Below are 25,729 nucleotides of genomic sequence, written 5' to 3' on the forward strand. Positions count from 1 at the left end.
ACTAGTAAAAAAGGTGTATTTCTCTCGCAATAATTGGTCATTTCATTGAGCGGAATCTGGTATTAAGTTATAGGAAGTAACTTGCTATGAAGGTGTTTAATTAATACTAGCGATAGGGGGGACGAAATTAACCTCTCGAGAGATCTCAACTTATGCCTTAAATTAAGGCATTTTTTCTGCGTGAAATTCAGACTACTTATTTAGTGCGATGAGTATAAATAAAAAAATGAAGTAGATTCAATATGGAGAATCTACTTCATATATTAAAGTGCCTTTTTTATTTAAAGGCTTTAGCGATTAGTCTGCTTTATTTTCTAATAGATTTACTTTTAGTGCTAACTCTTCATCAAACTCTTTAGTCTTTTGATGATTACTCGCAATAAACGAATAGATCACTGGCAGAATAAATAGAGTGAATAACGTACCGATAGATAGACCCGCCACAATAACAATACCAATACCAAATCGACTTACTGCACCAGCGCCTGATGCAAATAATAGTGGAATTAAGCCTGCTACCATCGCAGCTGTTGTCATTAATATTGGACGTAAACGTATTGTTGCTGCTTTTTTAACCGCGTTAATACGGTCTAAACCATGATGTAGCTGCTCTTCTTTTGCTACTTCAGCAATCAATATACCGTGCTTAGTGATCAGCCCGACTAAGGTGATCAAACCAACTTGGGTATAAATATTCATGGTTGCGGCTCCCCAGGCAAGGGCAACCAACGCACCACTGATCGCTAATGGAACTGTCATTAGGATAACTAATGGGTCACGAATACTTTCAAACTGACTCGCTAATACTAAGAAAATAATCAATACTGCAAGTAAGAAGGTCATGTATAACGCACTACCTTCAGTCACAAACTGACGCGCTTCACCTAGGTAATCATGACGATAACCCTGTGGCAGTTTACTTGTGCTTAACTCTTCAAAGAAGTTAATTGCATCACCCATTGCAAAACCAGGGGCAAGTACCGCACCAATGGTTGCGCTGTTAAGTTGGTTAAAGTGAGGAAGTGAACGAGGCTCCGCCACTATATCAATATCAATCAACTCACTCAGCGGTAACATATCGCCATTACTTGCTTTCACAAAGAAGTCACCGAGCTTATCAGGTGATAAACGGTATTTACGTTCAACCTGCGCGATCACTTCATAACTACGTCCATCAAGGTCGATACGATTTAAGTAACCATCGCTTAGCAATGTCCCTAAAGTCATACCGATATCTTGCATAGTGATGCCGTAAGCGCCGGCTTTATCACGATCAATCTTGATATTCATTGTTGCAGAATCAAAGGCTAAATCTAACTCTGAATAAACAAAGTTCGGATTTGCCTGTGTTGCCGCTAAAACATCGCTGGCTATTTCTACTAGACTCTCAAATGGATTAGAAGTCGTAATAACAAACTGTACAGGTAAACCACCCGATGAACCTGGTAATTCAGGCATTTGGAAGGCAGTGGTTGCAACAGATGCAACAGCATTAAAATCACCAGCTAAGTTAGTTGATAACTGTTTAGGGTCAATATCACGTTGACTCCAAGGTTTCATGATCGCAATACCGAATGCTTGGTTTGCATTAGGAATACCTGACATCGCTAAGCTACTTTGTACTGAGTCTTGCTCCGATAGTTTGCTTGTAATTACCTTCATACTGTTTTCGATGTAGTCTAAGTTCGCATTTGAAGGCGCTTTAGACATCATCATTAATGCACCTTTATCTTCAGAAGGGGCTAATTCAGATGGAATAAATTTAAACAAAAATGGTAGTGAAGCAAATACCAGTAAGGCAAAGAGTATGACAGCAGGGCGTCGAGTCATTAACTTATCTAGTGCTCGTGAATAACGATTAGTAAGTCCAGTTAATGTGCTATCAACTGCTCGTTCAAAACGATTTGGCTGATGGTTACTTTTTAGCATTACACTACACATCATTGGCGATAAGGTTAATGCCACTAAACCAGATACAAATACAGCACCAGCCAGCGTTAATGCAAACTCAGTAAATAATGAGCCGGTGATCCCGCCCATCATCGCGATCGGTGCATAAACAGCAGCAAGCGTAATTGTCATGGATATAACAGGTACAGCAATTTCTCGAGTTCCGATAATCGCAGCTCGGAATGGAGGTTCTCCTGCTTTGATATGTCGGTCGACATTTTCTACTACTACGATTGCATCATCGACCACCAGACCAATAGCCAGTACCATGGCGAGCAATGTCATCAGGTTAATGGTAAATCCAAACATCTGCATAACCACTAATACACCGATCAGTGACAAAGGGATCGTGATGATAGGAATAATAACCGCGCGCCATGAACCTAAGAATAGAATCATAACTACCAATACGATTAAACCGGCTTCAACAATGGTTTTAATTACTTCAGAAATTGATTCTTCGATAGCAATAGTTGAATCATAAAGTACATTCATATCAATTGATTTAGGATTGTTCTTCTCTAAATCAGGTAGCATCTCACGCACACCCGCTGTGATATCTAACGGATTGGCAGTTGGTGCTGCATCAATTGCAACTACAACGGCATCATTACCATTTGCCATGGCACGATAAACATCGTGGCTTTTCTCTAATGAAACGCGGGCGATATCTTGTAAACGAATGGTTTTACCATCTTCACGTGTTGCAATAATTAATCTTTCCAGTTCAGCTGCAGTGGAAACTTGCGTTTCACTATTACCGTTGAAAAGCGTGTAGTAACCATTAGTTTGACCTGTTGCAGATTGAATATTATTGGCTTGTAGAATACTCACTACTTCGCTGGTGGTTAAATTAAAACCAGCCATACGTTCTGGATCTAACCAAATACGCATCGCGAAATCCGTACCGCCGTATAAGTTAACTTTGGCTACACCATTAATACTGAATAGTTGAGGTTTAATTACACGCTCAAGGTAATCGGTTATTTGACTCGCATTTAACTCTTCACTTGAAAAGGCAATATAAATAACTGATGTACTTGAACCTGTGCTCACATCAATGGTCGGATCTTCAGCTTCACTAGGTAGTTGTGAACGAACACTGTTTACTTTGGCAAGAATATCGGCAACAGCCCCATTAGGGTCTGTATTCAACTTCATGTAAACAGTAATGGCTGAACTACCCATATAACTTTGCGATGTCATAAAGTCGATATTATCTGCTTGTGCAATCGCTTGTTCTATTGGTTGAGTAATAAAACCTTGGATCAAGTCTGCATTTGCACCGTAGTAACTTGTGCTCACCGTGATCACTGTGTTGGTCATATTTGGGTACTCTCGTACCTGCATTTTCCCTAATGCTTGCAATCCCAATAAGACAATTAACAGACTTAATGAAATAGCTAAGATTGGGCGTTTTATAAAAGTATCTGTAAATTTCATAATGAGCCCTACAGCGCTGGAATTTCAGCTGGTTTGTTTAGAATATCTGATTCAATGATACTGACATGAGACCCGTTACTTAGGCGAACCTGTCCACTTGTTACAATTTCATCTCCAGCCTCTAAGCCAGATAAAACATGCACATTACCATCAATGCTTTCACCTAATTTAACGATTTTTTGTGTTACCTGTTTAAAGGCTTTTCCATTTTCACCCGTTTGATCAGTAATCACATAAACTGTTTCACCATATAAGGTGTAGTTAATCGCTGTTTCAGGAACAATGGTTTGCTCTTTTAATGTTGGCAAAATGATATTTGCTTTAGCAAACATACCAGAGCGAAGCGTATGATCTTTATTTGGGATATCTGCTTGAACTTGAATGACACCACTTTGGAAATTAACCGCTGGCTCAATCGCAGAAATAGTCCCTTTAAAAGTGACTCCTGCTTCAGCATCAACATAGATGTTCATCATTTGCCCAATACTAATTTTATTCAAATCATTTTGAGGAATAGTAAAGCGTATTTGCATACGACTAATATCTTCAAGGCGAACAATGTCTGTCCCGGCACTTAAATATTGCCCCATAAATACATTACGTAATCCAGCAATACCATCAAAAGGCGCACGGATATTCAAGCGGTTGATGGTTGCTTTATAACCTTCAATTTGACCTTGTAAAGAAAGGTATTGAGATTCAGCGTCATCAGCTTGACCTTGAGAGATTGAGCCACTTTTAAGTAGATCTTTCATTCGCTTATAATTACGTTCAACGGCTGGTAATTGGCCTTGTGCCGCTTTTAAATTAGCTCTTTCTACACTTGAATCAAGTGAAACAATAGGGTCACCAGTTTTTAATGTTTGACCTGAAGTGAAGTCGATTTTAACAATTTTACCGTTGACTTCATTAGTCACAGTAACACCTTGAATTGGCTCAATAAAACCAATTGCTTTCAAGTTCGGAGTCCAATCTTCAGGCTTAACTGTCATACTGGTAACAGGAAATTCTGGAATAGGGCGGCTAGCAAGGTACTCTTGAATTTTTTGGGCTTTAAACATGTTAAAGCCGATCACACTACCAAATACAAGTATTGCTAAAACTATTGCTAAAAAGATCCATTTTTTCATTGAGTTAGTCCTATTTTTTAAAATGTGGATTTTGAATTATTGCCCATGAGGCGTCACGTACTTGATCTAATTGTTGCTGTTCTGGTATTAGTCGTCCTCGAATCACTTTTTTTGCTAAAGTGATTGATGTGTCAAAACTGACAGCTATTAATGCACATAATTGCCAGTCTAAAAACTGTTTGTTATCTATACCTTGCTGATAAAATTCAATAAGACCTTTAAAAGGTCCATCTTCAAACAAGGTGATTTCTGATTTTTCTGTATTTAAATTAGGTACACAATGTAGCATCTCGATGACAGTGAGACGCTTAGGATTTTTTAATACAGCATTAAATGTGTTTTGCCACATCAAGTCGTATTTTTGCTTACAAGATAAAGAGTCTTGCCAGCCTGCAAAAACATTATGGGCAGCATCTTCTTGAATGAATTTTTGTAGTTCATTCATTAATGCTTCTTTGTTTTCAAAATAACGATAAATAGTACCAGTTGCAACATCTGCTGCATCAGCTAGATTTTGCATGGAAAATCCATAAAATCCGTGCTCAGCAAGTATTGTTTCTGCTGCAGTTAAAATTTGGTTGCGTTTTGACATGATATTAACTTAAAAATGAATGAACGTTCATTATCGTTTAATGAGAATGGATTGCAATACCAAAATGCTAATATTATGGTTTATTTTAATTTATGGTCATGAATTCTTTGTTTGCATTGCTGCTATTTACAATGAGTGATTTTCCATACAGCCATAGCTTTCATTTAAAAGATAAGTAAAATCACATAGCTTTTTTATTTCCTTAGGACACATCATGAAATTAAATCCTGGACAAGACGCTGCAGTCAAAATGATCTCTGGACCTTGTTTAGTACTTGCTGGTGCGGGTAGTGGTAAAACTCGTGTGATCACTAATAAGATTGCCTATCTCATCCAACATTGTGATTACCTTGCAAAAAACATTGTTGCGGTAACCTTTACTAATAAAGCTGCGCGCGAAATGAAGGAGCGTGTAAGCGAAACATTAGGTCGTAAAGAGTCTAGAGGCTTGATGGTATCGACATTCCATTCATTAGGTTTAGATATTATTAAGCGAGAAGTAAAAACCTTGGGTATGAAAGCCGGTTTCACTTTATTTGATGACCAAGACACCATGGCTTTATTAAAAGAGTTAACAGAAAAGCAATTAAAAGAAGATACCGATTTATTAAAAGCCTTAATCTCACAAATCTCTAATTGGAAAAATGCGCTGATATTACCACCGCAAGCTATCAAGCAAGCCAAGGGTGAGCGTGATGTTATTTTTGCGCATTGTTATGACTTATATCAGCGTCAATTAAAAGCTTATAACGCACTCGATTTTGACGATTTAATTGTTCTGCCTACTTTATTATTAAAATTTAAAGAAGAAGTGCGTTTACGCTGGCAGAAAAAAATTCGTTATCTGTTAGTCGATGAATATCAAGATACCAATACTAGCCAATATGAACTAATCAAAGCCTTAGTAGGTGAACGAGCTCGTTTTACCGTTGTAGGAGATGATGATCAGTCTATCTATTCTTGGCGTGGTGCTCGACCTGAAAACCTAGTGTTATTGCAAAGGGACTTTCCGCAATTAAAAGTGATTAAACTAGAGCAAAATTATCGTTCGAGTCAACGTGTGTTAAAAGCAGCTAATGTATTGATTGCTAATAATCCGCATGAATTTGATAAACGTCTTTTTAGTGAATTAGCTTACGGTGAATCAATAAAAGTCTTGTCTGCAAAAAATGAACAACATGAAGCTGAACGAGTTGTGATGGAGTTATCTGGCCATAAGTTTATGAATGGCTCTCGTTTTAAAGATTATGCTGTTTTATATCGAGGCAATCATCAAAGCCGTTTGTTAGAAAAGGTGATGATGGAAAATCGTATTCCTTACAAAATAAGCGGTGGAACCTCGTTCTTTGCGCGTAGTGAAGTAAAAGACATTATGGCTTATTTAAAATTACTGGTGAATCATGATGATGAAAATGCATTTATTCGTGTAGTGAATAAACCACCTCGCGGCATTGGTGCAGTCAGTCGTGAAAAATTAGGTAATTATGCCAATATGCGGCATATCAGTATGTTTGCTGCAAGTTTTGAGATTGGGTTAGAACAAACCTTAAATGGAAAAGGACTGCAATCTGTTCAAGCATTTACTCGTTGGTTAGTTGAACTAAATGATCGCTTAAAGCGTGAAGATGATATTGATGTAGTGCGAGATTTAATTCGTGATATTGGCTATGAAGATTGGCTGTATGAAAATAGCCCGAGTCCTAAAGCGGCTGAAATGCAGATGAAAAATGTCTCTACATTATTTAAATGGGTTACCGAAATGCTAAAAGGTGATGATTTAGATGAAGAGATGACCTTAGAACAAGTGGTTGCTCGGCTTACTTTGCGTGATATGTTATCTCGTAATGAAAGTGAGGAAGAGTTAGATCAAGTGCAATTGATGACATTACATGCATCTAAAGGACTAGAGTTTCCTTATGTTTACATGATAGGAATGGAGGAAGGTTTATTACCACATCAAGTCAGTATTGATGAAGACAATGTAGAAGAAGAGCGTCGTTTAGCTTATGTTGGAATAACGCGAGCGCAGAAAGAGTTAACCTTTACGCTAGCTAAAGAGCGTAGTCAGTATGGTGAAATGATTAAACCTGAACCAAGTCGTTTTTTAAATGAATTACCACAAGAAGATGTGGAATGGGAAAGTGGCCCTAAAAAACGTACTGAAGTTCAGAAGAAGCAATTAGCAGAAAAAGGCATTGCAAGTTTAAAAGCGTTATTTGATTAACAGGAAAAATGAATCAATTAATTGGCATTTAATAGATAAAACCTATTTTTAATAGCTTTTGTCTATTGGTTATTAAATAACAAACGATTTTTACTATTAACTTTTTTTTTGCATAATAGCTCCATCACAACAAGTCAGGTACTTGTTTAATAGAATTAGCAAACAAATAAAATAATTATTAGGGGTAATACATGTTAGATAATATCGAAGGCCAAAACGTACCATCAGTAACTTTCCCAACTCGTCAAGGTGATCAATGGGTTAATGTAACAACAGATGAATTATTCAAAGGTAAAACAGTTATTGTATTCGCACTACCAGGTGCATTCACTCCAACTTGTTCTTCTACACATTTACCTCGTTACAACGAATTAGCGGGTGTTTTAAAAGAAAATGGTGTTGATGAAATTGTTTGTTTAAGTGTTAATGATACATTCGTAATGAATGCATGGTTAGCAGACCAAGAAGCTGAAAATATTACCGTTGTTCCAGATGGTACTGGTGCTTTCTCTGAAGGTATGGGTATGTTAGTTGATAAGAGCGACATTGGTTTTGGTAAGCGTAGCTGGCGTTACAGCATGTTGGTTAAAGATGGCGTAATTGAAAAAATGTTCATCGAACCAAACCAACCTGGCGACCCGTTTGAAGTTTCAGATGCAGATACAATGCTTAACTACATCAACCCAAATGCAAAAGCACCAGCTGCAGTGACATTATTCACTAAACCAGGTTGTCCTTTCTGTTCAAAAGCAAAAGCTGCATTGAATGATAATGGTATTGGTTTTGAAGAAATCGTACTAGGTACTGATGCAACAACAGTAAGCTTAAGAGCGGTAACTGGCCAAACAACAGTTCCACAACTTTATGTTGACGGTAAACTGATTGGTGATAGCGAAGCTGCAGTAGCTTACGCAAACAGTTAATCAAAAATAAGCTGAGATAGAGGCGTGTGTTCATAAAAGAGCACGCGCTTTTTTTAACCCCAAAATTCATAAAATAACGCTAAGTGGTAAAAAATATGAAGCAAGTTAATGTAAAAGTAGCTGTTATCGGTGGTGGAACAGCGGGTTTAGCTGCATATAGAGCAGCTAAAGAAAAGACGGATTCAGTTGTCTTAATTGAAGGCGGTAAGTTTGGAACTACCTGTGCTCGTGTTGGTTGTATGCCAAGTAAGCTATTAATTGCAGCGGCAGAAGCTGCTCATAGTGCTGCGCATACAGCACCATTTGGTGTTTTTGTGGATGGTAATGTACGTGTTGACGGTAAAAAAGTAATGCAACGAGTACGTGATGAACGTGACCGCTTTGTTGGTTTTGTAGTAGAAACCGTTGATGAACTTAATAATGATGACAAAATCATTGGTAAAGCAACGTTTATATCAGAAACACAATTGCAGATAGATGATCACACACTGATCAATGCAGAACGTATTGTTATTGCAACAGGGTCCCGTCCAAGTTATCCACCTGTTTGGAACGATCTCGGTGATAAATTAGTGGTTAATGATGATGTGTTTGATTGGATGGATTTACCAAAATCAGTTGCTGTATTTGGCCCGGGTGTGATCGGATTAGAATTAGGTCAATCATTACATCGTTTAGGTGTTGAAGTATTAATGTTTGGTATGGGCGGACAAGTTGGTCCATTCACCGATCCAGAAGTAATGGCTTATGCAGAAAAAGCATTTAGCGATGAATTTTATTTAGATGCCGATGCTAATGTAAAAAATATGGTGCGTAAAGGTGGTAACGTCGAAATCACTTACCTTGATAAACAAGGTGTTGAGCAAGTTAAAGAAGTTGAATATGTATTAGCAGCAACAGGTCGTCGTGCAAATGTTGATAACTTAGGTTTAGAGAATATTCAACTAGAAAATGATGCTCGTGGTGTACCTATTGCAGACCCTTATACAATGCAAACATCTATACCGTCTATTTTTATCGCAGGTGATGCAAGTAACCAAATTCCGTTATTACATGAAGCTGCGGACCAAGGGAAAATTGCTGGCAGTAATGCAGGTGTTTATCCAAATATCCGTGTTGGTCTGCGTCGTTCATCAATTGCTGCTGTGTTTACTGATCCACAATTAGCTATGGTTGGTTTAAGTTACAAACAGGTAACTGAAAAGTTCTCAGGTTGTGGATGCTTTGAAACAGGTTCTGTTTCATTTGAAAATCAAGGTCGCAGCCGTGTAATGCTTAAAAATAAAGGTTTGTTAAACCTTTATGGTGAGCAAGGAACTGGACGTTTCTTAGGTGCTGAAATAATTGGTCCACAAGCTGAGCATCTTGCACATATTCTTGCTTGGGCACACCAAAATAGAATGACTATTTCACAGATGTTAGATATGCCTTTTTACCATCCGGTTATTGAAGAAGGTGTAAGAACAGCATTGCGTGATTTGAATGCAAAATTAAAATTAGGCTCTGCAATGATCAGCGAATGTATGGAATGTGGTCCGGGTTGTTAGGCAAACAATAAGTCTACTAATGCCGTAGAGCAGTTAATTAAAATTAACTGCTCTTTTTCTTTTATAATAAATAAGTTAAAAAGAACCCTACGAAGATAACACCACCAACATAATTATTATCTAAAAAAGCTTTGAAACAAGCCTCTTTATTACGTTCTTTTATTTGGTTTTGTTGCAGTAGAAACAATATGCCAGCAAGGGTCAAACTGACATAATAAATCCAGTTTAAACTCTCAAATAACCCCACTAGTATTAATATAAATAAAGTTACTAGCTGTAATGTCCCAATAATCAATTTGTCGTATGTTCCAAATAATATCGCCGTAGATTTAATACCAATTTTTAAATCATCTTCTTTATCGACCATGGCATACATAGTGTCATAGGCAATAGTCCAGGTAATATTCGCGATAAATAATAACCAAATTGTTGTCGACAACATATTCGCTTGTGCGGCATAAGCCATGGGAATTGACCAACTAAATGCAATACCTAAAACAAACTGTGGTAAATGTGTAAAACGTTTCATAAACGGATACATAAAAGCAAGTATTAAACCTACGACAGAAAGTTGAATTGTGAATGTATTTTGGGTGAGTACTAACGCAAAAGAGCAGGCAGCTAAAATTAAAAATAAATAAATAGCTTCTTTACTGGTCGCTCGACCTGATGGTAAAGGACGATTTTTTGTGCGAGAGACAAAACCATCCACTTTCCTATCGGCAAAATCATTAATGACGCAACCTGCGCTACGCATTAGAAAAACGCCTAAGCAAAAAACAATTAATACACTGAAGTCAGGAAAGCCTTGAGCTGCAATCCATAACGCCCATAAAGTAGGCCATAGTAATAAAAGGGTGCCAATAGGCTTATCGACACGCATTAATTGCAATAAAGCTTGGCGTTTAGAGTGAGTGAAATAAACCATTATTTATAAATTCCAGATGCAGGTAAAAATACTTCACTGACTAATAGTGGTTTATTCTCAATATAGAAAACAGAGCGTCTTGCCCATAAAGAATGTTGGCATGTTTGCTGTAATGACTCACTAAATGCGTGTATTTCTGAGCCTATATTAAACTCTGCAATTTCAATTTTACTACGCTGTAAAGTTGCATTCTTAAATAACACTCTACCTAGAGATTCAGAACCCAAATTAGCTAATTTTTCTTGTGCATCGGACAGCGTACTGTAAGGGATTTCAGTTTGTGCAAACACATGGGCAACGCCATCACAATATAGAAGGACTTCTCGTACGAGTACTTTTTCAGGATATGGAAAGTATGGAGAAAGTGTTGATTCAGTTGAGTTGGTATTAAGTTGTTGTTTGACTTGAACATTGAATTCTTGGCATTGGCCTTCAAGTTTATTAGTTAACGAGGAGTCATCTAATAACCAAGATAGTACTTGTTGAGTGCAATGTTGAGTAGAAATGTTTGCTTGCCATTGAGTTGATGCTGCAATGTTAAGTAGTTGATTAAACATACAAACCTTTGATTAAAAATGAAGTAACTCTTCGCTATCCAATAAGCGCGATCATGTGGAATTTATTTTACACTATTTTTATTGCTTAACCTTGCTCTGAGTGTCACTTCATTTAATACTTTTGTTGTTACCCATTAAAGTCTTAATTTATTACAAACGGTTGCTAAAATGAGGCCTGCTAATAAACCTACTAAATGAGCATAATTAGCTACATTTGCTGGTAATAAATCAACAAACCCTAATGCTAACCAACCTAATAGAAAAATAAACATGCTGTTTGGTAATTGCACATGACTTTGTTTGTTGAGTGATCCATATAACCAACAATATCCAACTAAGCCATAAACGGCACCACTTAATCCTCCAAAATAGGGGCCTACCAAAAAGAATTGTGCAAGATTAGATGCGATAGCTGAAAAAACAAATAATAGTAATAAACGCTGTTTACCTTGGTGAGTTTCAACCAGTCCAGCTAATTGCCACCACCACAATAAATTGAAAACAATGTGTAATAGGCTGAAGTGTAAAAACGCAGGTGTAATAAAACGCCAGCTTTGTAAATAATCAAAAGGCTGATGCGTAAAAAAAGAAAAAATAGAATGCATAGGTTCAAATAAACCTAATGCAATCATTGCGTAGATTACAAAACAAGTAATGAAGACACTGTGTGTAATTATGCCACCGTGTTGTTTGAAGTTAGATAATAGATTTGCATTTGCATCAGCAAGTTCTGAAGAATTTTCTTCAATATGGCCTGATTGCCAACTGGCTGAAAGGTATTTTTTTTGGTTGGGGTTTTCTAAAAATTCACTTAACTCCTGCTCTGCTTGTGCAAGTTGTGAATCGTTTTTAATGATTATTTGATGGTGAAATTCGCTTCTCTCAATGCTGTTGATAATTTTCTTGCTACTTAAATAATCAGAAAATGCTTGAGCTATACGTAAATTTTCAAAGCGATACAATACCGTCATAATTCTTCCTCTAAAATTTAAGCTGTTAGCATAGCTGATATGCAGTGGTGAATCGAATAAAATAAATGGCGAATATATCGGGTTATGACTTTTTGTTGATTTAATTTAAGAAGGTACTAAATTTAAGATCCCACTTAATAAAAAAGGAAAGTTACATGATGTATAAATTGCCCCGTCGTTTGATCTTAATAGCCTCATTATTTTTATTACCTATGAGTGTGCAACCTTTATTAGCCGCTGAAGTTAAAAGTGTAGTTATGCCTGGTATTGAAAAAATTAATATCAATATGGCGACAGTAGATCAACTGTCTTTAATAAAAGGGCTTGGTAGTAAAAAAGCACAGGCTATTATTGATTATCGCACTGAAAATGGAAAATTTTCAGACTTAAAAGAGTTAATGGAAGTTAAGGGTATTGGAGAGAGTACACTACAAAAAATCACACCTTATTTGACACTGTAAAGTGCTTAATATCATAAGTGAAAATCATAAAGTATTACTCTATTAGTTTTCAATATAATGTTCTTGTAAATAGTCATTATATTGAAAATTAAACTATAAAAGCTTATGCTGTTCCCTCTTTTTTAAAATATAAATTACGGTGAAATATGACAATTTTAGTGACTGGTGGTGCAGGTTATATTGGTTCTCATACGGTTGTGGAACTATTACAATCTGGGCAACAAGTTATTGTTATAGATAACTTATGTAATTCTTCAAAGACCTCTTTAAAGCGCGTTAAACAAATCACTGGCCAAGATCCTATTTTTTATCAGGGTGATATTTTGGATAAGGCCTTTTTAGATACTATTTTTGCTAAACATGACATTGAATCGGTGATTCACTTTGCTGGTTTAAAAGCGGTTGGTGAATCTGTTGCAAAACCTATTTCATATTATCAAACTAATGTTCAAGGAACACTAACGCTATTAGATGCAATGAAAGATGCTCAGGTATTTAAATTAGTGTTTAGCTCTTCTGCTACAGTCTATGGTGATCCAGCTTCTTTACCTATTCGTGAAAATTTCTCTGTTGGCGGTACAACTAACCCTTACGGGACATCTAAACTAATGGTTGAAATGGTACTTGCTGATGTTGCTAAATCAGACCCGCGTTGGTCTTTTGTTATTCTGCGTTACTTTAATCCTGTAGGCGCACACCTTTCAGGTTTGATAGGTGAAGATCCTAATGGTATTCCGAATAATTTATTACCTTATATTTCGCAAGTTGGTGTAGGCAAACTTAAAGCCTTGGCTGTATTTGGAGATGATTATGATACACCTGATGGAACAGGGGTTCGTGATTATATCCATGTTGTTGATTTAGCATTAGGGCATCTAAAAGCGTTAAAACGAATGCAAGATGCGACTGGTATATTCATTTATAACTTAGGCACTGGGAATGGTTATTCTGTGTTAGATATGGTCAAAGCATTTGAAGTGGCTAGCGGTAAACAAATTCCGTATAAGGTATCCCCTCGACGTGAAGGTGATATTGCAGCTTGTTATGCAGCACCTGAAAAAGCATTAACTGAGTTGGATTGGAAAGCCGAGAGAGGCTTAGATGAAATGATGCAAGATACGTGGCGTTGGCAGTCTAATAACCCTAATGGTTATAAATAAACAATTATATTGGGCGTAAACTACTTTGTTTATTGTATTGGCAGGATGAATCCTGCTTCCCAATGGTTGCTTGCTTTGTATCGGTAGAGTGAGTGCTGTATTTGGGGCGTAGTTTTTAAGTTACCTTATTTTTTGGGTTGGTAAAATTGATTAATCTTACGCCGCAATAGTTATTTTTTGTATCGGTAGGGTGAGTGCTGTATTTGGGGCGTAGCTTTTAAGCTACCTTTATTTTTTGAGGGGGGAAGATTAATTCTAGGCCCTGATAATCATCATCTTGTTCCCTTTTTGATCACGTATCGATAAGGGATTTTTTCTATCTGAGTTTCAATTAATTCATGATCCATAAAACGACAAAAGCTAGGAATGTCACGTGTAGTCGCTGGATCATCTGCAATAATTTCTAATAAATCACCTGCTTGTAATTTACGAACTGCTTTCCTGATAACCATAACAGGTTCAGGGCAGCGTAAACCAAGTGCGTCAAGTTGTTGAATTTCTAAATTACTTTTCATTACAGATACCAAATATTTTAAATAATACCATGATGTTTGTTAAAAGGCTGAAGTTGTGTTGTGCGAATAAAATAAAAAAACTCCCTTAGCACAATCGCTCATAAGGGAGTTTTTTATTACCTAAAGTTAATTTAGGCATGAGTTTGTTAATAAATCTCTATTAACCAGTATTACGTAGACCTGCAGCAATACCTGCAATGGTTACCATTAACGCTTGATCAATATCAGGATTATTTTCACATGAACGAGAACGTGATAATAATTCTGCTTGTAACATGTTTAATGGATCAACATAAGGGTTACGTAATGTAATTGATTCTTTGATCCAAGGTTGTTCTTGCATTAACTGATGATCTGGAATTGTTTCTAATACCGTATCACGTGTTAATTTAAGGTTGTCACGTAGGCGTTCACCTAACGGCCATAATTCTTTTGGTACTAGGCGCTCTTCGTAGAATTTAGTTAATTCTTCATCAGCTTTCATGAATACCATTTCAAACATTTCTAGGCGAGTATGGAAGAAAGGCCAGTTCACATACATTTCTTGTAATAGCTCTTTTTTACCTTCATCTAACAATGTTTTTAATGATGTTCCTGCACCTAACCATGCTGGCAACATTAAGCGATTTTGACTCCATGCAAAAATCCAAGGAATTGCACGTAAGCTTTCAACACCACCATTAGGTTTACGTTTAGCTGGGCGACTACCTAAAGCTAATTTACCTAGCTCTAATTCAGGTGTCACGCTACGGAAATACGGAACAAAATCTGGTTCTTCTTGTATAAAGTGACGGTATTCCTGACAAGATTGATCTGCAAATTGATCCATCAAATCACGCCATTCTTGTTTTGGTGCTGGTGGCGGTAAGATATTAGCTTCTAATATAGCTGCTGTATAAAGATTTAAGCTTTGCACTGCTACTTTTGGTAAACCAAATTTAAAGCGGATCATTTCACCTTGTTCTGTTACACGTAATCCACCTTTCAGTGAACCTGGAGGCTGTGATAATAAAGCTTGTTGTGCTGGAGCACCACCACGACCAATTGTGCCGCCTCGGCCGTGGAATAAAACTAACTGAATATCGTTTTCTTCACTGATTTTAATTAATGCTTCTTGTGATGTGTATTGTGCCCAGTTTGCAGCCATTACACCTGCATCTTTTGCTGAATCAGAATAACCAATCATCACATGTTGTTCACCGTTAATGTAACCACGGTACCAATCAACAGCATATAAACGTTGCATAACATCTGCTGCATTATTTAAGTCGTCTAGTGTTTCAAATAGTGGTGCAACAGGGATACGGAATGGGCAGCCAACTTCTTTTAATAAAAGTTGTACAGCGAGTACATCTGATGCTTGACGAGCCATTGATATAATATAAATACCTAATGCTTGAGGGTCGGTTGCTGCAACAACTTTACAAGTATCTAATACTTCTTGAACTTCTGCTGAAGGCGCCCAATTTGTTGGAATAAGCGGACGTTTGCTGTTTAATTCTTGTAATAAGAAAGCTTGTTTATCTTCTTCATTCCAAGCGTTGTAATCGCCAATACCTAAATAACGTGTCAGTTCTGATAATGTATCACCATGGCGTTCACCATCTTGACGAATATCTAATTTAACTAGGTTCACACCAAAACAATTTACTCGACGTAATATGTCTAATAATAAACCGTTAGCAATTGATTTCATGCCCATTTTTGTGAGTGACTGGTAACATAACTCTAATGGTTCTCTAAGTTGTTGCGTTGTTGTAATGATATCTTTTGCATTACTGTCGTGCCCTTGTATTGTTGCACTTAACGCAGTTAATGTTTCTTTTAACTCTGTACGAAGTTTACGTAAAATTAGACGGTATGGCTCATCAACATCGTCACCAACAATCGCACGTAAAACAGGATCACAGTTATCCATTGATAACTCTTCAGTTAGCTGTTTTATATCTTCTAGATATAAGCTAACAGCAACCCAACGACTTGTTGTTAATACTTCTTTAGTTACTTTTGCTGTTACAAATGGGTTACCATCTCGGTCTCCACCCATCCACGATGTAAATTTAATTGGTGAAGCGTCGATTGGTAATGAAATACCTAAACCATCTTCTAATGTTTTGTCTAATTCACGTAGATATTGAGGAACGGCTTCCCATAAACTGTTTTCAATAACAGCAAATCCCCATTTGGCTTCATCAACAGGAGTAGGGCGATTTTTGCGAATATCATTTGTGTGCCAAGCTTGAGTAATTAATTGTTCAAGGCGTAATAAAATTTGGTCACGTTCTTTATCTGCAATTTCAGTTAATTCTAAATAACTTAAACATTTATTGATTGCAGTATGTTTATGGATAAGAGTACGACGTGTTATTTCAGTTGGATGTGCAGTCAGCACCATATCCATTTTTAACTCTGAAATTGCTTTTTTCATCTCGTCTTCTGACACATTAGCATTCTTTAATTTTGCAATTAATTGAGCCATAGGTTCAGGCGTACAAACACCGCTATCACAATGACGAGAAATGCCATGGAATTGTTCTGCAATATTTGCAAGATTTAGGAAGTGTGTAAAAGCACGTGCAACAGGTAATAATTCATTGTCACTTAAGTTTGATAAAATTTCAATTAAGCGTTCTCCATCTTCGCTATTACCTGCGCGAGATGATTTAGAAAGTTGGCGAATAGTTTCAATTTTTTCAAGGAAGGATTCACCTAGGTGGTCGCTAATACTCTTGCCGAGTAGCTGCCCTAATAAACTCACATTACCGCGTAGGTTTGCATATTGTTCTGTCATTATTCTTCCTTATTCGTGTAATAAAATTACATTTTTCTTTTTCGAGCTAAATAAAATACCACAATAAAGAGGCTAGTCAATGTGATGTATTTTATATTCGGCTAATTTATCTGCTAATATTTATGAACCTGTAATTTTATTACATAAATATCAATTTTTTATTTATATACAATAGCGATGAATTAATTTTTCAATCACTGCTTTTGTTGGTTTTACAAATGAAAGATCTAAATATTCATTAGGTTGATGTGCTTGCTCGATATGACCAGGACCTAAAACAATCGTATCGCAGCCTAATGCTTGAATAAAAGGCGCTTCAGTACAATAGTTTGCACTGGTTGCTGTATTACCGGTATAAATTTCAGCATGTTCGATCAAATCTGAATGTAATGGGCATTGATACGATGGGATCGGCTCATGTAGATGGAAAATCTCTATGCAGTTCGGATGGCGTTTTTCTACTTCTGATAACGCTTGTTTTACGGTAATAAATAATTCATTCGTTGTTACGCCTGGAATAGGGCGCATATCAATATGTAACTCACAACACCCACAAATACGATTTGGGCTATCTCCGCCAGTAATTGCACCAAAATTAAGCGTAGGGTAAGGAACTTCAAAATGTGGGTTGTTATATTTATCTTTAAATGTTTTTTGTACCTTTTTCAGCTCTGATAGCACTATATGCATGACTTCAATTGCATTTAATCCTTTAGCTGGATCTGAGCTATGGCCACTTTTACCGGTAATACGAATGCCTTCGGACATATGCCCTTTATGCATAGTAACGGGAACCATACCTGTTGGTTCACCAATGACAGCATAATCTGGTCTAAAATGTTGTTGCTCTGAAATCTGTTGTGCACCAGACATTGTTGTTTCTTCGTCTGCTGTCGCTAATATACGTAATGGTTTAGTAAATTGTTTTTTATCTATTGTTTTTAATACCTCAATAACAAAAGCAAAAAAACCTTTCATATCGATAGTACCTAGGCCATATAGTCGATTATCTTTTTCTACTACTTTAAAAGGGTCCGTTTGCCATTGTCCTTCATCATAAGGAACCGTATCGGTATGACCTGCTAATAATAATCCACCTTCACCTTCACCTAACGTTGCAACTAAGTTAAATTTACCCGGTGCAGCTTTTACTTCACTAATTTCTGTTGTAAAACCAAGCTCAGATAACCATTCAGCCAATTGATTAATGACAGCTATATTGCTTTGATCCCATGCGCTATCAGTAGAGCTGATAGAAGGTAGTTTAATAAGATCTTTGTATAAGTCGATAAATGCGGGTAATGACATATTATTCCTTTCAATTAAGCTCAGAGTGAAGCTTTAAAAGATATCATAGATTAATTCAACAACAATAAATTTTCAGTTAAGCTGAGTTTAATTCAATGTATTTAATATTAACTTACTTATTATCTTTTTTAAATGTATATTTATTCATTATTATTGAATAAATAGTCACTTTGATTTAGAGTATTGCTTTCTATAAAGCAACTCTCTCTTTATAATGTTGCTTTACATTATATATAACTCATAAGACAGTGATGAAACAGGAATTATCTCTATGTTAAAAGCAATTGTGGTGGGAGCTAGTGGCTATACTGGTGCAGAATTAGCTCAATTTTTAACTCGTCATCCAAATATCGAATTATCAGGATTATATGTTTCAGAAGGTAGTTTAGATAAAGGCAAAAAGATCTCTGATCTATATGGAAATTTACGTGGGCAGGTTGATTTACCACTACAGCCATTAGGTAATAGTGGGATTAAAGCTGCCTGTGAAAATATTGATATTGTTATTTTAGCGACTGCACATGAAGTTAGTCATAATTTAGCGCCATTATTTTTAGCTGAAAATACCGTTGTTTTTGATCTATCTGGCGCTTTCCGTGTTAAATCTGCTGGTTTTTATGAAAAATATTATGGTTTCACGCATCAATACCCTGAATTATTAGAAAAAGCCGTTTATGGTTTAGCGGAATGGAATGCTGAATTAGTTAAAACAACGGATTTAATTGCTGTTCCTGGATGTTATACAACTGCTTCTTTAACTGCATTAAAACCATTATTTGATGCAGGTTTAATCAAACAAGGTATTAAACCAACTATTAATGCAACCAGCGGTGTAAGTGGAGCAGGTCGTAAAGCTAGTGTCGTGAGTAGTTTTTGCGAAGTGAGTTTACAACCTTATGGCGTATTTACTCATCGTCATAAACCTGAAATTGATCAGCATTTAGGAACAGAGGTTGTTTTTACGCCACATTTAGGTAATTTCAAACGTGGTATTTTAGCAAGTATTAACGTTGTGTTAAAAGAAGGTGCTACTGCAGAGCAAGTTAATCAAGCTTATCAAATTGCTTATGCTGATAAACCCATCGTACGTTTAATGGATGGTACATTACCTGCCCTTAAAAATGTGGTTGGTACACCATTTTGTGATTTAGGCTGGGCTGTTGATGGCCAAGATTTAGTTGTATTCAGTGCTATTGATAACCTATTAAAAGGTGCATCATCTCAAGCTATGCAATGTATCAACTTGCGTTTTGGTTTTGATCTCACTACTTCTATTTTATAAGACGAGTTTTTAATGACACAAGTACAACAAAAACCATTATTGATTAAATTAGGTGGCGCGGTTTTAGAAAATAACCAAGCACTTACTAATTTGTTTTCTGCATTAACTGAATATTTAGCAACGCAGCAACGTCCATTGTTATTAGTACATGGTGGAGGAGTTATCGTAGAAGATATTCTGAATAAAATGAACATTAAAAGCGAGAAGAAAAATGGTCTACGTATTACGCCATTTGATCAAATACCTTATGTTGCTGGTGCATTGGCAGGAACATCTAACAAATTATTAATGGCAAAAGCGTTACAAGCAGGCTTATCTGCTGTGGGGTTATCATTAGCGGATGGTTTTAGTTGTTCAGTTAAACAAATGGATCCTGAATTAGGTGCTGTTGGTATCTGTAGTCCTAACAACCCTACTTTAATTAATACATTGCTTACGGGTAACTTTTTGCCAGTCATTTCTTCAATTGCAATTGGAGAAGATGGTAACCTATATAATGTTAATGCAGATCAAGCCGCGATTGCTATTTGTGAATTGATAGGTGCTGAGTTAGTCTTCTTATCTGATGTTGATGGCGTATGGGATGCACAGAAACAAGTTATTCCTGAGTTAAATACCCAGCTAGCTGATACACTTATTGCAGAAAATGTTATTCAAGATGGTATGGAAGTCAAAGTGAAAGCTGCATTACAAGCTGCTGATGAACTTGGATATGTTATGTTAGCAAGTTGGAAAAACCCAGATAATTTAGTGTCATTGCTAGCAGGTGAAGCAGTGGGAACAAAAGTAGTTAAATAGTTTTAACGAAGAAGTAATTAAGTAGAGAGTCGTAATGGAAAATTTATTAACTGGCATGGAAATGACCCAAAAGCAGGCATTAGACCTGATTGCATTGGGTAAAGATTTAAAAGCAAATCCAAGTAAATATGCGCAAGCATTAGCAGGTAAAAGTGTTGTTACTTTATTTGAAAAGCAATCGCTACGTACACGCGTTACTTTTGATATTGGTGTGAATAAATTAGGTGGTCATGCGGTATATTTAGATCAAGCTAATGGCGCAATGGGAAGTCGTGAAGATGTTAAAGACTTCGCCGCTAATATTTCTCGTTGGGCAGATTGTATTGTTGCACGTGTATTTGATCATAATACTCTGCTTGAAATGCAGGAATATGCAACGGTTCCAGTGATTAATTCTCTATGTGATTTATACCATCCTTGTCAAGGAATGGCTGATTTCTTAACTATCTCTCAAAATTACGATGATTTAACAAAAGTAAAATTAGCGTATATTGGTGATGGTAATAATGTAACGCATTCATTATTTATCGCTGGCGCTATTTTAGGTGCAACGGTCACTGCTGTTTGTCCATTAGGACACAGCCCAGATGCTCAAATATTGAAAAAAGCAGAAGCGATAGCTAAAGAAACAGGTGCAAAGATCACTGTAACGAATAATATTGAAGATATTAAAGGTTATGATGTAGTTTATGGTGATACTTGGTTATCAATGGGCGATGATACGCCACTAGAACAAATTAAAACTAAATTTATGCCCTATCAAATTAATCAAGCATTGCTTGATACTACGGGTATTAAACATATTTTACACTGCCAACCGGCACATCGTGGTTTAGATATAACCTCAGAAGTAATGGATGGTCCAGCTTCATTGATTTTTGATCAAGCTGAAAATAGAATGCACATTCAAAACGCTATTATGCTTACCCTAATTAATAAATAGAAGTTATCGAGAAAGGAAAATAATTAATGAGTAAAGTAAAAAAAGTTGTACTCGCTTATTCTGGCGGCTTAGATACATCAGCGATCATTCCATGGTTAAAAGAAACTTATGATGATTGTGAAATTGTAGCGTTTTGTGCAGATGTTGGCCAAGGTGAAGAAGAGTTGATTGGCTTGCACGAAAAAGCAATTGCTTCAGGTGCATCTGAATGCCATATCGTTGATTTAAAAGAAGAATTTGTTAAGGATTATATCTACCCAACTATAGCTTCTGGTGCAGTTTATGAAGGTACTTATTTATTAGGTACTTCTATGGCTCGTCCAATTATTGCTAAAGCACAAGTTGAAGTAGCTTTAAAAGTAGGTGCAGATGCAGTTTGTCACGGTTGTACTGGTAAAGGTAATGACCAAATTCGTTTTGAAAGCTGTTTTGCCGCTTTAGCACCTGAGCTACGTGTTATTGCTCCTTGGCGTGAGTGGGATATGGTTTCTCGTGAAGATCTATTAGATTACCTTGCTGAACGTAATATCGAAACAACTGCAAGTGCGACTAAAATCTACAGCCGTGATGCAAATGCATGGCACATTTCACACGAAGGTGGTGAATTAGAAGACCCATATAACGAACCAAGTAAAGGTGTTTGGACATTAACGGTTGATCCGCTTGATGCGCCAAATGAACCAGAATACGTAACACTAACTATTGAAAATGCACGTGTAACAGCAGTTGATGGTGTTGAACTTTCTCCTTATGCTGCGCTTATGTTATTAAACGAAAAAGCTGCTGCTCATGGTGTCGGTCGTATCGATATTACTGAAAACCGTACTGTTGGTATGAAGTCTCGCGGTTGTTACGAAACACCAGGAGGTACTGTTATGGTAACGGCTCTTCGTGGTATTGATGAGTTAGTACATGACAAACCATCTCGTCGTTGGCGTGATCAAGTGGGTCAAGAATTTGCTCACTTAGTATATGACGGTCGTTGGTTTACTCCTCTTTGTGGTTCTTTATTAGCGGCTTCTGAATCATTGGCTAAAGATGCTAATGGTGAAGTTGTAGTACGTTTATATAAAGGTCAAGCAACAGCTGTTAAGAAACGCTCTCCAAACAGCCTTTACTCTGAAGAGTTTGCTACATTTGGTGATGACAATGTTTATGACCAAAAACATGCGGAAGGTTTTATTCGTTTATACTCACTGTCTAGCCGTATTCGTAAGCTAAACAGTAACAAATAAATAATAGCTTCTTTAAAATTCCTGTCTCGGTTACCGAGGCAGGAATTTCTATTTATAAATGCTTTTAAAAATGAATGTATTTATCAATAGCATTGTAATATTACTAATCCCTTAATTACGGATTTGGTTAACCACCAAGTCAGAATGGAGTAACAAATGGCACTATGGGGCGGACGTTTTAGCCAAGCGGCAGACGTAAAGTTTAAATTATTTAATGACTCATTGAAATTCGATTACCGTCTTGCTGAACAAGATATTATTGGTTCAATCGCATGGTCTAAGGCTTTGTTAGCAGTTAATGTATTAACGATTGAAGAGCAACAAAGTATTGAAATTAGCTTAAATGAATTATTAAAATCAGTACAAGCGAACCCTGAGCAAGTACTACAATCTGACGCAGAAGATATCCATTCTTGGGTTGAAGGTCAGTTAATTAATAAAGTAGGTGATTTAGGTAAAAAGTTGCATACGGGCCGTAGCCGTAATGACCAAGTCGCAACAGACTTAAAATTATGGTGTAAGAAAACAGCGCAAGAACTAATTGTTCACCTTAATACCTTAGAAGCGAAGTTAATTGAATTAGCGCGTATTCATCAAGCTGTTGTTTTACCGGGTTATACGCATTTACAACGAGCGCAGCCGGTAACATTTTCTCATTGGTGTTTAGCTTATTTAGAAATGTTAGAACGTGATCATAGTCGTTTAGAAGGTTGCTTAGATCGCATGGATACTTGTCCATTAGGTAGTGGAGCATTAGCGGGTACAGGTTACCCAATGGATCGTACTGCTTTAGCACATTCTTTAGGTTTCAAACGTGCAACTCGCAACAGTTTAGATTCAGTATCTGACCGTGATCATGTTGTTGAGTTGATGAGTTGTGCAACCTTATCCATGGTACATTTGTCACGTATGGCTGAAGATCTAATCTTCTATAACAGTGGTGAATCTGCATTTATTGAAATGTCAGACCTTGTTACTTCAGGCTCTTCATTAATGCCACAAAAGAAAAACCCAGATGCAATGGAGTTAATCCGTGGTAAATCTGGTCGTGTATTTGGTTCATTAGCGGGTATGTTAATGACGCTTAAAGCATTGCCTCTAGCCTATAACAAAGATATGCAAGAAGATAAAGAAGGTCTGTTTGACGCTTTAGATACTTGGGGTGACTGTTTAGAAATGGCTGCAATGGCATTAACAGATCTTAAAGTAAATGAAGAACGCACTAAAGAAGCAGCACAAGGTGGTTACTCAAATGCAACTGAGTTAGCTGATTACCTAGTGGTTAAAGGTATTCCTTTCCGTGAAGCGCATCATATAGTTGGTGTTGCAGTGGTTGCTGCTATTGAAAAAGGTGTTCCTCTTGAAGATCTTAGTGTTGCTGAATTTAAACAGTTCTCTGATGTTATCGAAGATGATGTATATCCAACATTAACCTTAGAAGCAACATTAGCAGCACGTACTGCATTAGGTGGTGTATCGCCACACCAAGTTGAGCATGCATTAACAGAAGCGGAGCAACGTTTAGCGAGTCGTGATACATCAGGTGTTGTGATTCGACCTGCTTGTTTAAATGATATCGATCGAATTGAGTCGATGATTAATTATTGGGCTGAAAAAGGTGAGAACCTGCCAAGAGATAAATCTGATTTAGAGCATTCTATCGGTGAATTTGTTGTTACTGAGTTAGATGGACAAGTTACAGGCTGTGGTTCTGTTCATGTTTATGACACAGGATTAGCTGAAATTCGTTCATTAGGTGTAGAACCTGGTTATGAAGGTCGCGGTCAAGGTAGTGCAATTGTTGAACTTTTAGTAAAACGTTCTGAAAAATTAGCAATTAAACGTTTATTTGCTCTGACACGTATGCCTGATTTCTATATGAAATTAGGTTTCAGTCCTGAAAGTAAAATGACTATGCCAGAAAAAGTACTAAAAGATTGCGCAATGTTTGTCAGTGAACATGCTAATGATGAGAAAGCATTAGAATTAAACTACAAAACAAGTATGTTGCTTCATAAAGAGATGAGCAAAAACTAGCAGCAATTATTAAATATTATTAAAGTGTGCTTCTTTATATAGAAGCACACCTTCTCTACAAAAATTAAACCTTATTACCGTAAAGCTACTGCCTTTATATCAAACCATTACATTTGTTAGTCATCATTTTTAATTTTTAAATTGTGGCATAAAAATGAAAGTATCAAGCTTCTTCAATATATTCATTTTTTAAATTTACATAATGATTTGCAGAACGCTTCAAAAATGCAAATTCAGCTTCAGTTAATGGACGTGCCGCTTTTGCAGGAGAGCCAACATATAAAAATCCAGAAGCTAATACTTTATTAGGGGGAACTAAAGAGCCAGCTGCAAGAATAATGTCATCTTCGATCTGCGCATTATCCAATATGATTGCCCCCATTCCGATTAAAACACGATCGCCGATTTGGCAAGCATGCAACATAGCTTTATGCCCAACAGTTACATCTTCACCAATAGTAAGAGAATAACCATCAACGGATGCCTCTCCTTTTCTAGCCACATGTAAAACAGATCCATCTTGGATATTTGTTCTTGCTCCAACAAAAATGCTATTTACATCACCACGTAAAACACACATAGGCCAAATACTAACGTCATTAGCTAAATGAACATCGCCAATAATAGAAGAAAAAGGGTCGATATAAACTGATTTACCAATAGTAGGGTGGATACTTTTATAAGGGCGTAAAGTAGGAAGCATAATAAACCTTTAAATAAACAGATAAAAATACCACTATACGACACAAAAGTGTGGATAACAAAATCAAAAGTGTGGATAACTTGTTATCAAAGTAGGTATAAAAATTAATTGTAATTAATCACAATAAAACACTTGCTAATGTGATCTCAATCCCTATAATACGCCGCACAGACAAGGACTGACGCGAAAGCTTCTGACTTGAACTGAGAGCAAAATAAGCGCATTAAGCTT

At 36.7% G+C, this 25,729-nt stretch carries 20 protein-coding genes; 10 read left to right on the forward strand and 10 right to left on the reverse strand.

The features are described from left to right. Window positions 1–297: 297 nt before the first annotated feature. Genes E2R68_RS10100 through E2R68_RS10110 form a run of 3 tightly spaced genes read right to left on the reverse strand, consistent with a single transcriptional unit; the run spans window position 298 to window position 5,115 of the window. Entirely contained in the window at window positions 298–3,393 is a 3,096-nt protein-coding gene (locus tag E2R68_RS10100; RefSeq protein WP_134277562.1) for a multidrug efflux RND transporter permease subunit, read from the reverse strand. Between the two features lie 8 nt (window positions 3,394–3,401). Further along, on the reverse strand, window positions 3,402–4,523 hold the full coding sequence (locus tag E2R68_RS10105) for an efflux RND transporter periplasmic adaptor subunit (RefSeq protein WP_134277563.1): 1,122 nt from the start codon (window positions 4,521–4,523) through the stop codon (window positions 3,402–3,404). 10 nt (window positions 4,524–4,533) lie between these two features. After that, window positions 4,534–5,115 carry a TetR/AcrR family transcriptional regulator gene (locus E2R68_RS10110; RefSeq protein ID WP_134277564.1) on the reverse strand — a complete coding sequence of 194 codons (582 nt, stop codon included), beginning with the start codon at window positions 5,113–5,115 and terminating at the stop codon, window positions 4,534–4,536. A 214-nt stretch (window positions 5,116–5,329) separates the two neighbouring features. Between E2R68_RS10110 and rep the strand changes: the two genes are divergently transcribed. From rep to E2R68_RS10125, 3 genes are all read left to right on the forward strand, one after another. Beyond that, window positions 5,330–7,339 carry a DNA helicase Rep gene (gene rep, locus E2R68_RS10115; RefSeq protein WP_134277565.1) on the forward strand — a complete coding sequence of 670 codons (2,010 nt, stop codon included), beginning with the start codon at window positions 5,330–5,332 and terminating at the stop codon, window positions 7,337–7,339. Window positions 7,340–7,530: 191 nt separating this feature from the next. Further along, window positions 7,531–8,262, forward strand: coding sequence for a glutathione peroxidase (locus E2R68_RS10120; protein ID WP_134277566.1), 732 nt, complete (start codon window positions 7,531–7,533; stop codon window positions 8,260–8,262). A gap of 95 nt (window positions 8,263–8,357) precedes the next feature. Then, window positions 8,358–9,809 (forward strand): dihydrolipoyl dehydrogenase, encoded by a 1,452-nt coding sequence (locus E2R68_RS10125; RefSeq protein ID WP_134277567.1) that lies wholly within the window; start codon window positions 8,358–8,360, stop codon window positions 9,807–9,809. Between the two features lie 61 nt (window positions 9,810–9,870). Here the strand turns inward: E2R68_RS10125 and ubiA are convergent, their stop codons facing one another. The 3 genes from ubiA to glpG all read right to left on the reverse strand — a co-directional run bounded on the left by ubiA (window position 9,871) and on the right by glpG (window position 12,265). Continuing rightward, complete coding sequence (gene ubiA / locus E2R68_RS10130; protein ID WP_134277568.1) at window positions 9,871–10,737, reverse strand: 4-hydroxybenzoate octaprenyltransferase; 867 nt, start codon at window positions 10,735–10,737, stop codon at window positions 9,871–9,873. Further along, complete coding sequence (locus tag E2R68_RS10135) at window positions 10,737–11,294, reverse strand: chorismate--pyruvate lyase family protein (protein WP_134277569.1); 558 nt, start codon at window positions 11,292–11,294, stop codon at window positions 10,737–10,739. The genes ubiA and E2R68_RS10135 overlap by 1 nt, the downstream gene beginning before the upstream one ends. A 134-nt stretch (window positions 11,295–11,428) precedes the next feature. Continuing rightward, on the reverse strand, window positions 11,429–12,265 hold the full coding sequence (glpG, locus tag E2R68_RS10140) for a rhomboid family intramembrane serine protease GlpG (protein ID WP_134277570.1): 837 nt from the start codon (window positions 12,263–12,265) through the stop codon (window positions 11,429–11,431). A 155-nt stretch (window positions 12,266–12,420) separates the two neighbouring features. Here glpG and E2R68_RS10145 point away from each other — a divergent pair, with 155 nt between their 5' ends. Then, window positions 12,421–12,726 (forward strand): ComEA family DNA-binding protein, encoded by a 306-nt coding sequence (locus E2R68_RS10145; protein WP_134277571.1) that lies wholly within the window; start codon window positions 12,421–12,423, stop codon window positions 12,724–12,726. 146 nt (window positions 12,727–12,872) lie between these two features. Then, the gene (gene galE, locus E2R68_RS10150) at window positions 12,873–13,886 is read left to right on the forward strand and encodes a UDP-glucose 4-epimerase GalE (RefSeq protein WP_134277572.1); all 1,014 of its coding nucleotides are present in this window, start codon (window positions 12,873–12,875) and stop codon (window positions 13,884–13,886) included. Between the two features lie 272 nt (window positions 13,887–14,158). Here galE and tusA read toward each other — a convergent pair whose 3' ends face one another. The 3 genes from tusA to argE form a co-directional block, all read right to left on the reverse strand. Next, a complete protein-coding gene (gene tusA / locus E2R68_RS10155) occupies window positions 14,159–14,401 on the reverse strand; it encodes a sulfurtransferase TusA (protein WP_134277573.1) in 243 nt (80 codons plus the stop codon). Window positions 14,402–14,561: 160 nt separating this feature from the next. Beyond that, window positions 14,562–17,192 carry a phosphoenolpyruvate carboxylase gene (ppc, locus tag E2R68_RS10160; protein ID WP_134277574.1) on the reverse strand — a complete coding sequence of 877 codons (2,631 nt, stop codon included), beginning with the start codon at window positions 17,190–17,192 and terminating at the stop codon, window positions 14,562–14,564. Between the two features lie 162 nt (window positions 17,193–17,354). Further along, window positions 17,355–18,500 (reverse strand): acetylornithine deacetylase, encoded by a 1,146-nt coding sequence (gene argE / locus E2R68_RS10165; protein WP_134277575.1) that lies wholly within the window; start codon window positions 18,498–18,500, stop codon window positions 17,355–17,357. 271 nt (window positions 18,501–18,771) lie between these two features. On the opposite strand from argE, the gene argC reads away from it, so the two are divergent. The 5 genes from argC (at window position 18,772) to argH (ending at window position 24,795) form a co-directional block, all read left to right on the forward strand. After that, the gene (argC, locus tag E2R68_RS10170; protein WP_134277576.1) at window positions 18,772–19,782 is read left to right on the forward strand and encodes an N-acetyl-gamma-glutamyl-phosphate reductase; all 1,011 of its coding nucleotides are present in this window, start codon (window positions 18,772–18,774) and stop codon (window positions 19,780–19,782) included. Between the two features lie 12 nt (window positions 19,783–19,794). After that, complete coding sequence (argB, locus tag E2R68_RS10175; RefSeq protein WP_134277577.1) at window positions 19,795–20,580, forward strand: acetylglutamate kinase; 786 nt, start codon at window positions 19,795–19,797, stop codon at window positions 20,578–20,580. 34 nt (window positions 20,581–20,614) lie between these two features. Then, window positions 20,615–21,523: an ornithine carbamoyltransferase gene (locus E2R68_RS10180; RefSeq protein ID WP_134277578.1), complete on the forward strand. Its 909-nt coding sequence runs from the start codon at window positions 20,615–20,617 to the stop codon at window positions 21,521–21,523. A gap of 26 nt (window positions 21,524–21,549) precedes the next feature. Further along, window positions 21,550–22,758: an argininosuccinate synthase gene (locus E2R68_RS10185; RefSeq protein ID WP_134277579.1), complete on the forward strand. Its 1,209-nt coding sequence runs from the start codon at window positions 21,550–21,552 to the stop codon at window positions 22,756–22,758. A gap of 156 nt (window positions 22,759–22,914) precedes the next feature. Next, on the forward strand, window positions 22,915–24,795 hold the full coding sequence (argH, locus tag E2R68_RS10190; RefSeq protein WP_134277580.1) for an argininosuccinate lyase: 1,881 nt from the start codon (window positions 22,915–22,917) through the stop codon (window positions 24,793–24,795). A gap of 163 nt (window positions 24,796–24,958) precedes the next feature. Here argH and E2R68_RS10195 read toward each other — a convergent pair whose 3' ends face one another. After that, entirely contained in the window at window positions 24,959–25,498 is a 540-nt protein-coding gene (locus E2R68_RS10195) for a gamma carbonic anhydrase family protein (RefSeq protein WP_134277581.1), read from the reverse strand. Window positions 25,499–25,729: the final 231 nt, after the last annotated feature.

The sequence above is a fragment of the Psychromonas algarum genome (assembly GCF_004376845.1).
In the GTDB taxonomy this organism is placed as follows: Bacteria; Pseudomonadota; Gammaproteobacteria; order Enterobacterales; family Psychromonadaceae; genus Psychromonas.

Coding starts and splice junctions, on each gene's coding strand:
- argE (WP_134277575.1), bottom strand. CDS start 18,500: ATGTCATTACCCGCATTTATCGACTTATACAAAGATCTTATTAAACTA.
- E2R68_RS10180 (WP_134277578.1), top strand. CDS start 20,615: ATGGAAAATTTATTAACTGGCATGGAAATGACCCAAAAGCAGGCATTA.
- E2R68_RS10100 (WP_134277562.1), bottom strand. CDS start 3,393: ATGAAATTTACAGATACTTTTATAAAACGCCCAATCTTAGCTATTTCA.
- E2R68_RS10105 (WP_134277563.1), bottom strand. CDS start 4,523: ATGAAAAAATGGATCTTTTTAGCAATAGTTTTAGCAATACTTGTATTT.
- E2R68_RS10135 (WP_134277569.1), bottom strand. CDS start 11,294: ATGTTTAATCAACTACTTAACATTGCAGCATCAACTCAATGGCAAGCA.
- E2R68_RS10145 (WP_134277571.1), top strand. CDS start 12,421: ATGATGTATAAATTGCCCCGTCGTTTGATCTTAATAGCCTCATTATTT.
- galE (WP_134277572.1), top strand. CDS start 12,873: ATGACAATTTTAGTGACTGGTGGTGCAGGTTATATTGGTTCTCATACG.
- argC (WP_134277576.1), top strand. CDS start 18,772: ATGTTAAAAGCAATTGTGGTGGGAGCTAGTGGCTATACTGGTGCAGAA.
- glpG (WP_134277570.1), bottom strand. CDS start 12,265: ATGACGGTATTGTATCGCTTTGAAAATTTACGTATAGCTCAAGCATTT.
- E2R68_RS10125 (WP_134277567.1), top strand. CDS start 8,358: ATGAAGCAAGTTAATGTAAAAGTAGCTGTTATCGGTGGTGGAACAGCG.
- E2R68_RS10110 (WP_134277564.1), bottom strand. CDS start 5,115: ATGTCAAAACGCAACCAAATTTTAACTGCAGCAGAAACAATACTTGCT.
- E2R68_RS10120 (WP_134277566.1), top strand. CDS start 7,531: ATGTTAGATAATATCGAAGGCCAAAACGTACCATCAGTAACTTTCCCA.
- E2R68_RS10195 (WP_134277581.1), bottom strand. CDS start 25,498: ATGCTTCCTACTTTACGCCCTTATAAAAGTATCCACCCTACTATTGGT.
- tusA (WP_134277573.1), bottom strand. CDS start 14,401: ATGAAAAGTAATTTAGAAATTCAACAACTTGACGCACTTGGTTTACGC.
- argH (WP_134277580.1), top strand. CDS start 22,915: ATGGCACTATGGGGCGGACGTTTTAGCCAAGCGGCAGACGTAAAGTTT.
- ppc (WP_134277574.1), bottom strand. CDS start 17,192: ATGACAGAACAATATGCAAACCTACGCGGTAATGTGAGTTTATTAGGG.
- argB (WP_134277577.1), top strand. CDS start 19,795: ATGACACAAGTACAACAAAAACCATTATTGATTAAATTAGGTGGCGCG.
- E2R68_RS10185 (WP_134277579.1), top strand. CDS start 21,550: ATGAGTAAAGTAAAAAAAGTTGTACTCGCTTATTCTGGCGGCTTAGAT.
- rep (WP_134277565.1), top strand. CDS start 5,330: ATGAAATTAAATCCTGGACAAGACGCTGCAGTCAAAATGATCTCTGGA.
- ubiA (WP_134277568.1), bottom strand. CDS start 10,737: ATGGTTTATTTCACTCACTCTAAACGCCAAGCTTTATTGCAATTAATG.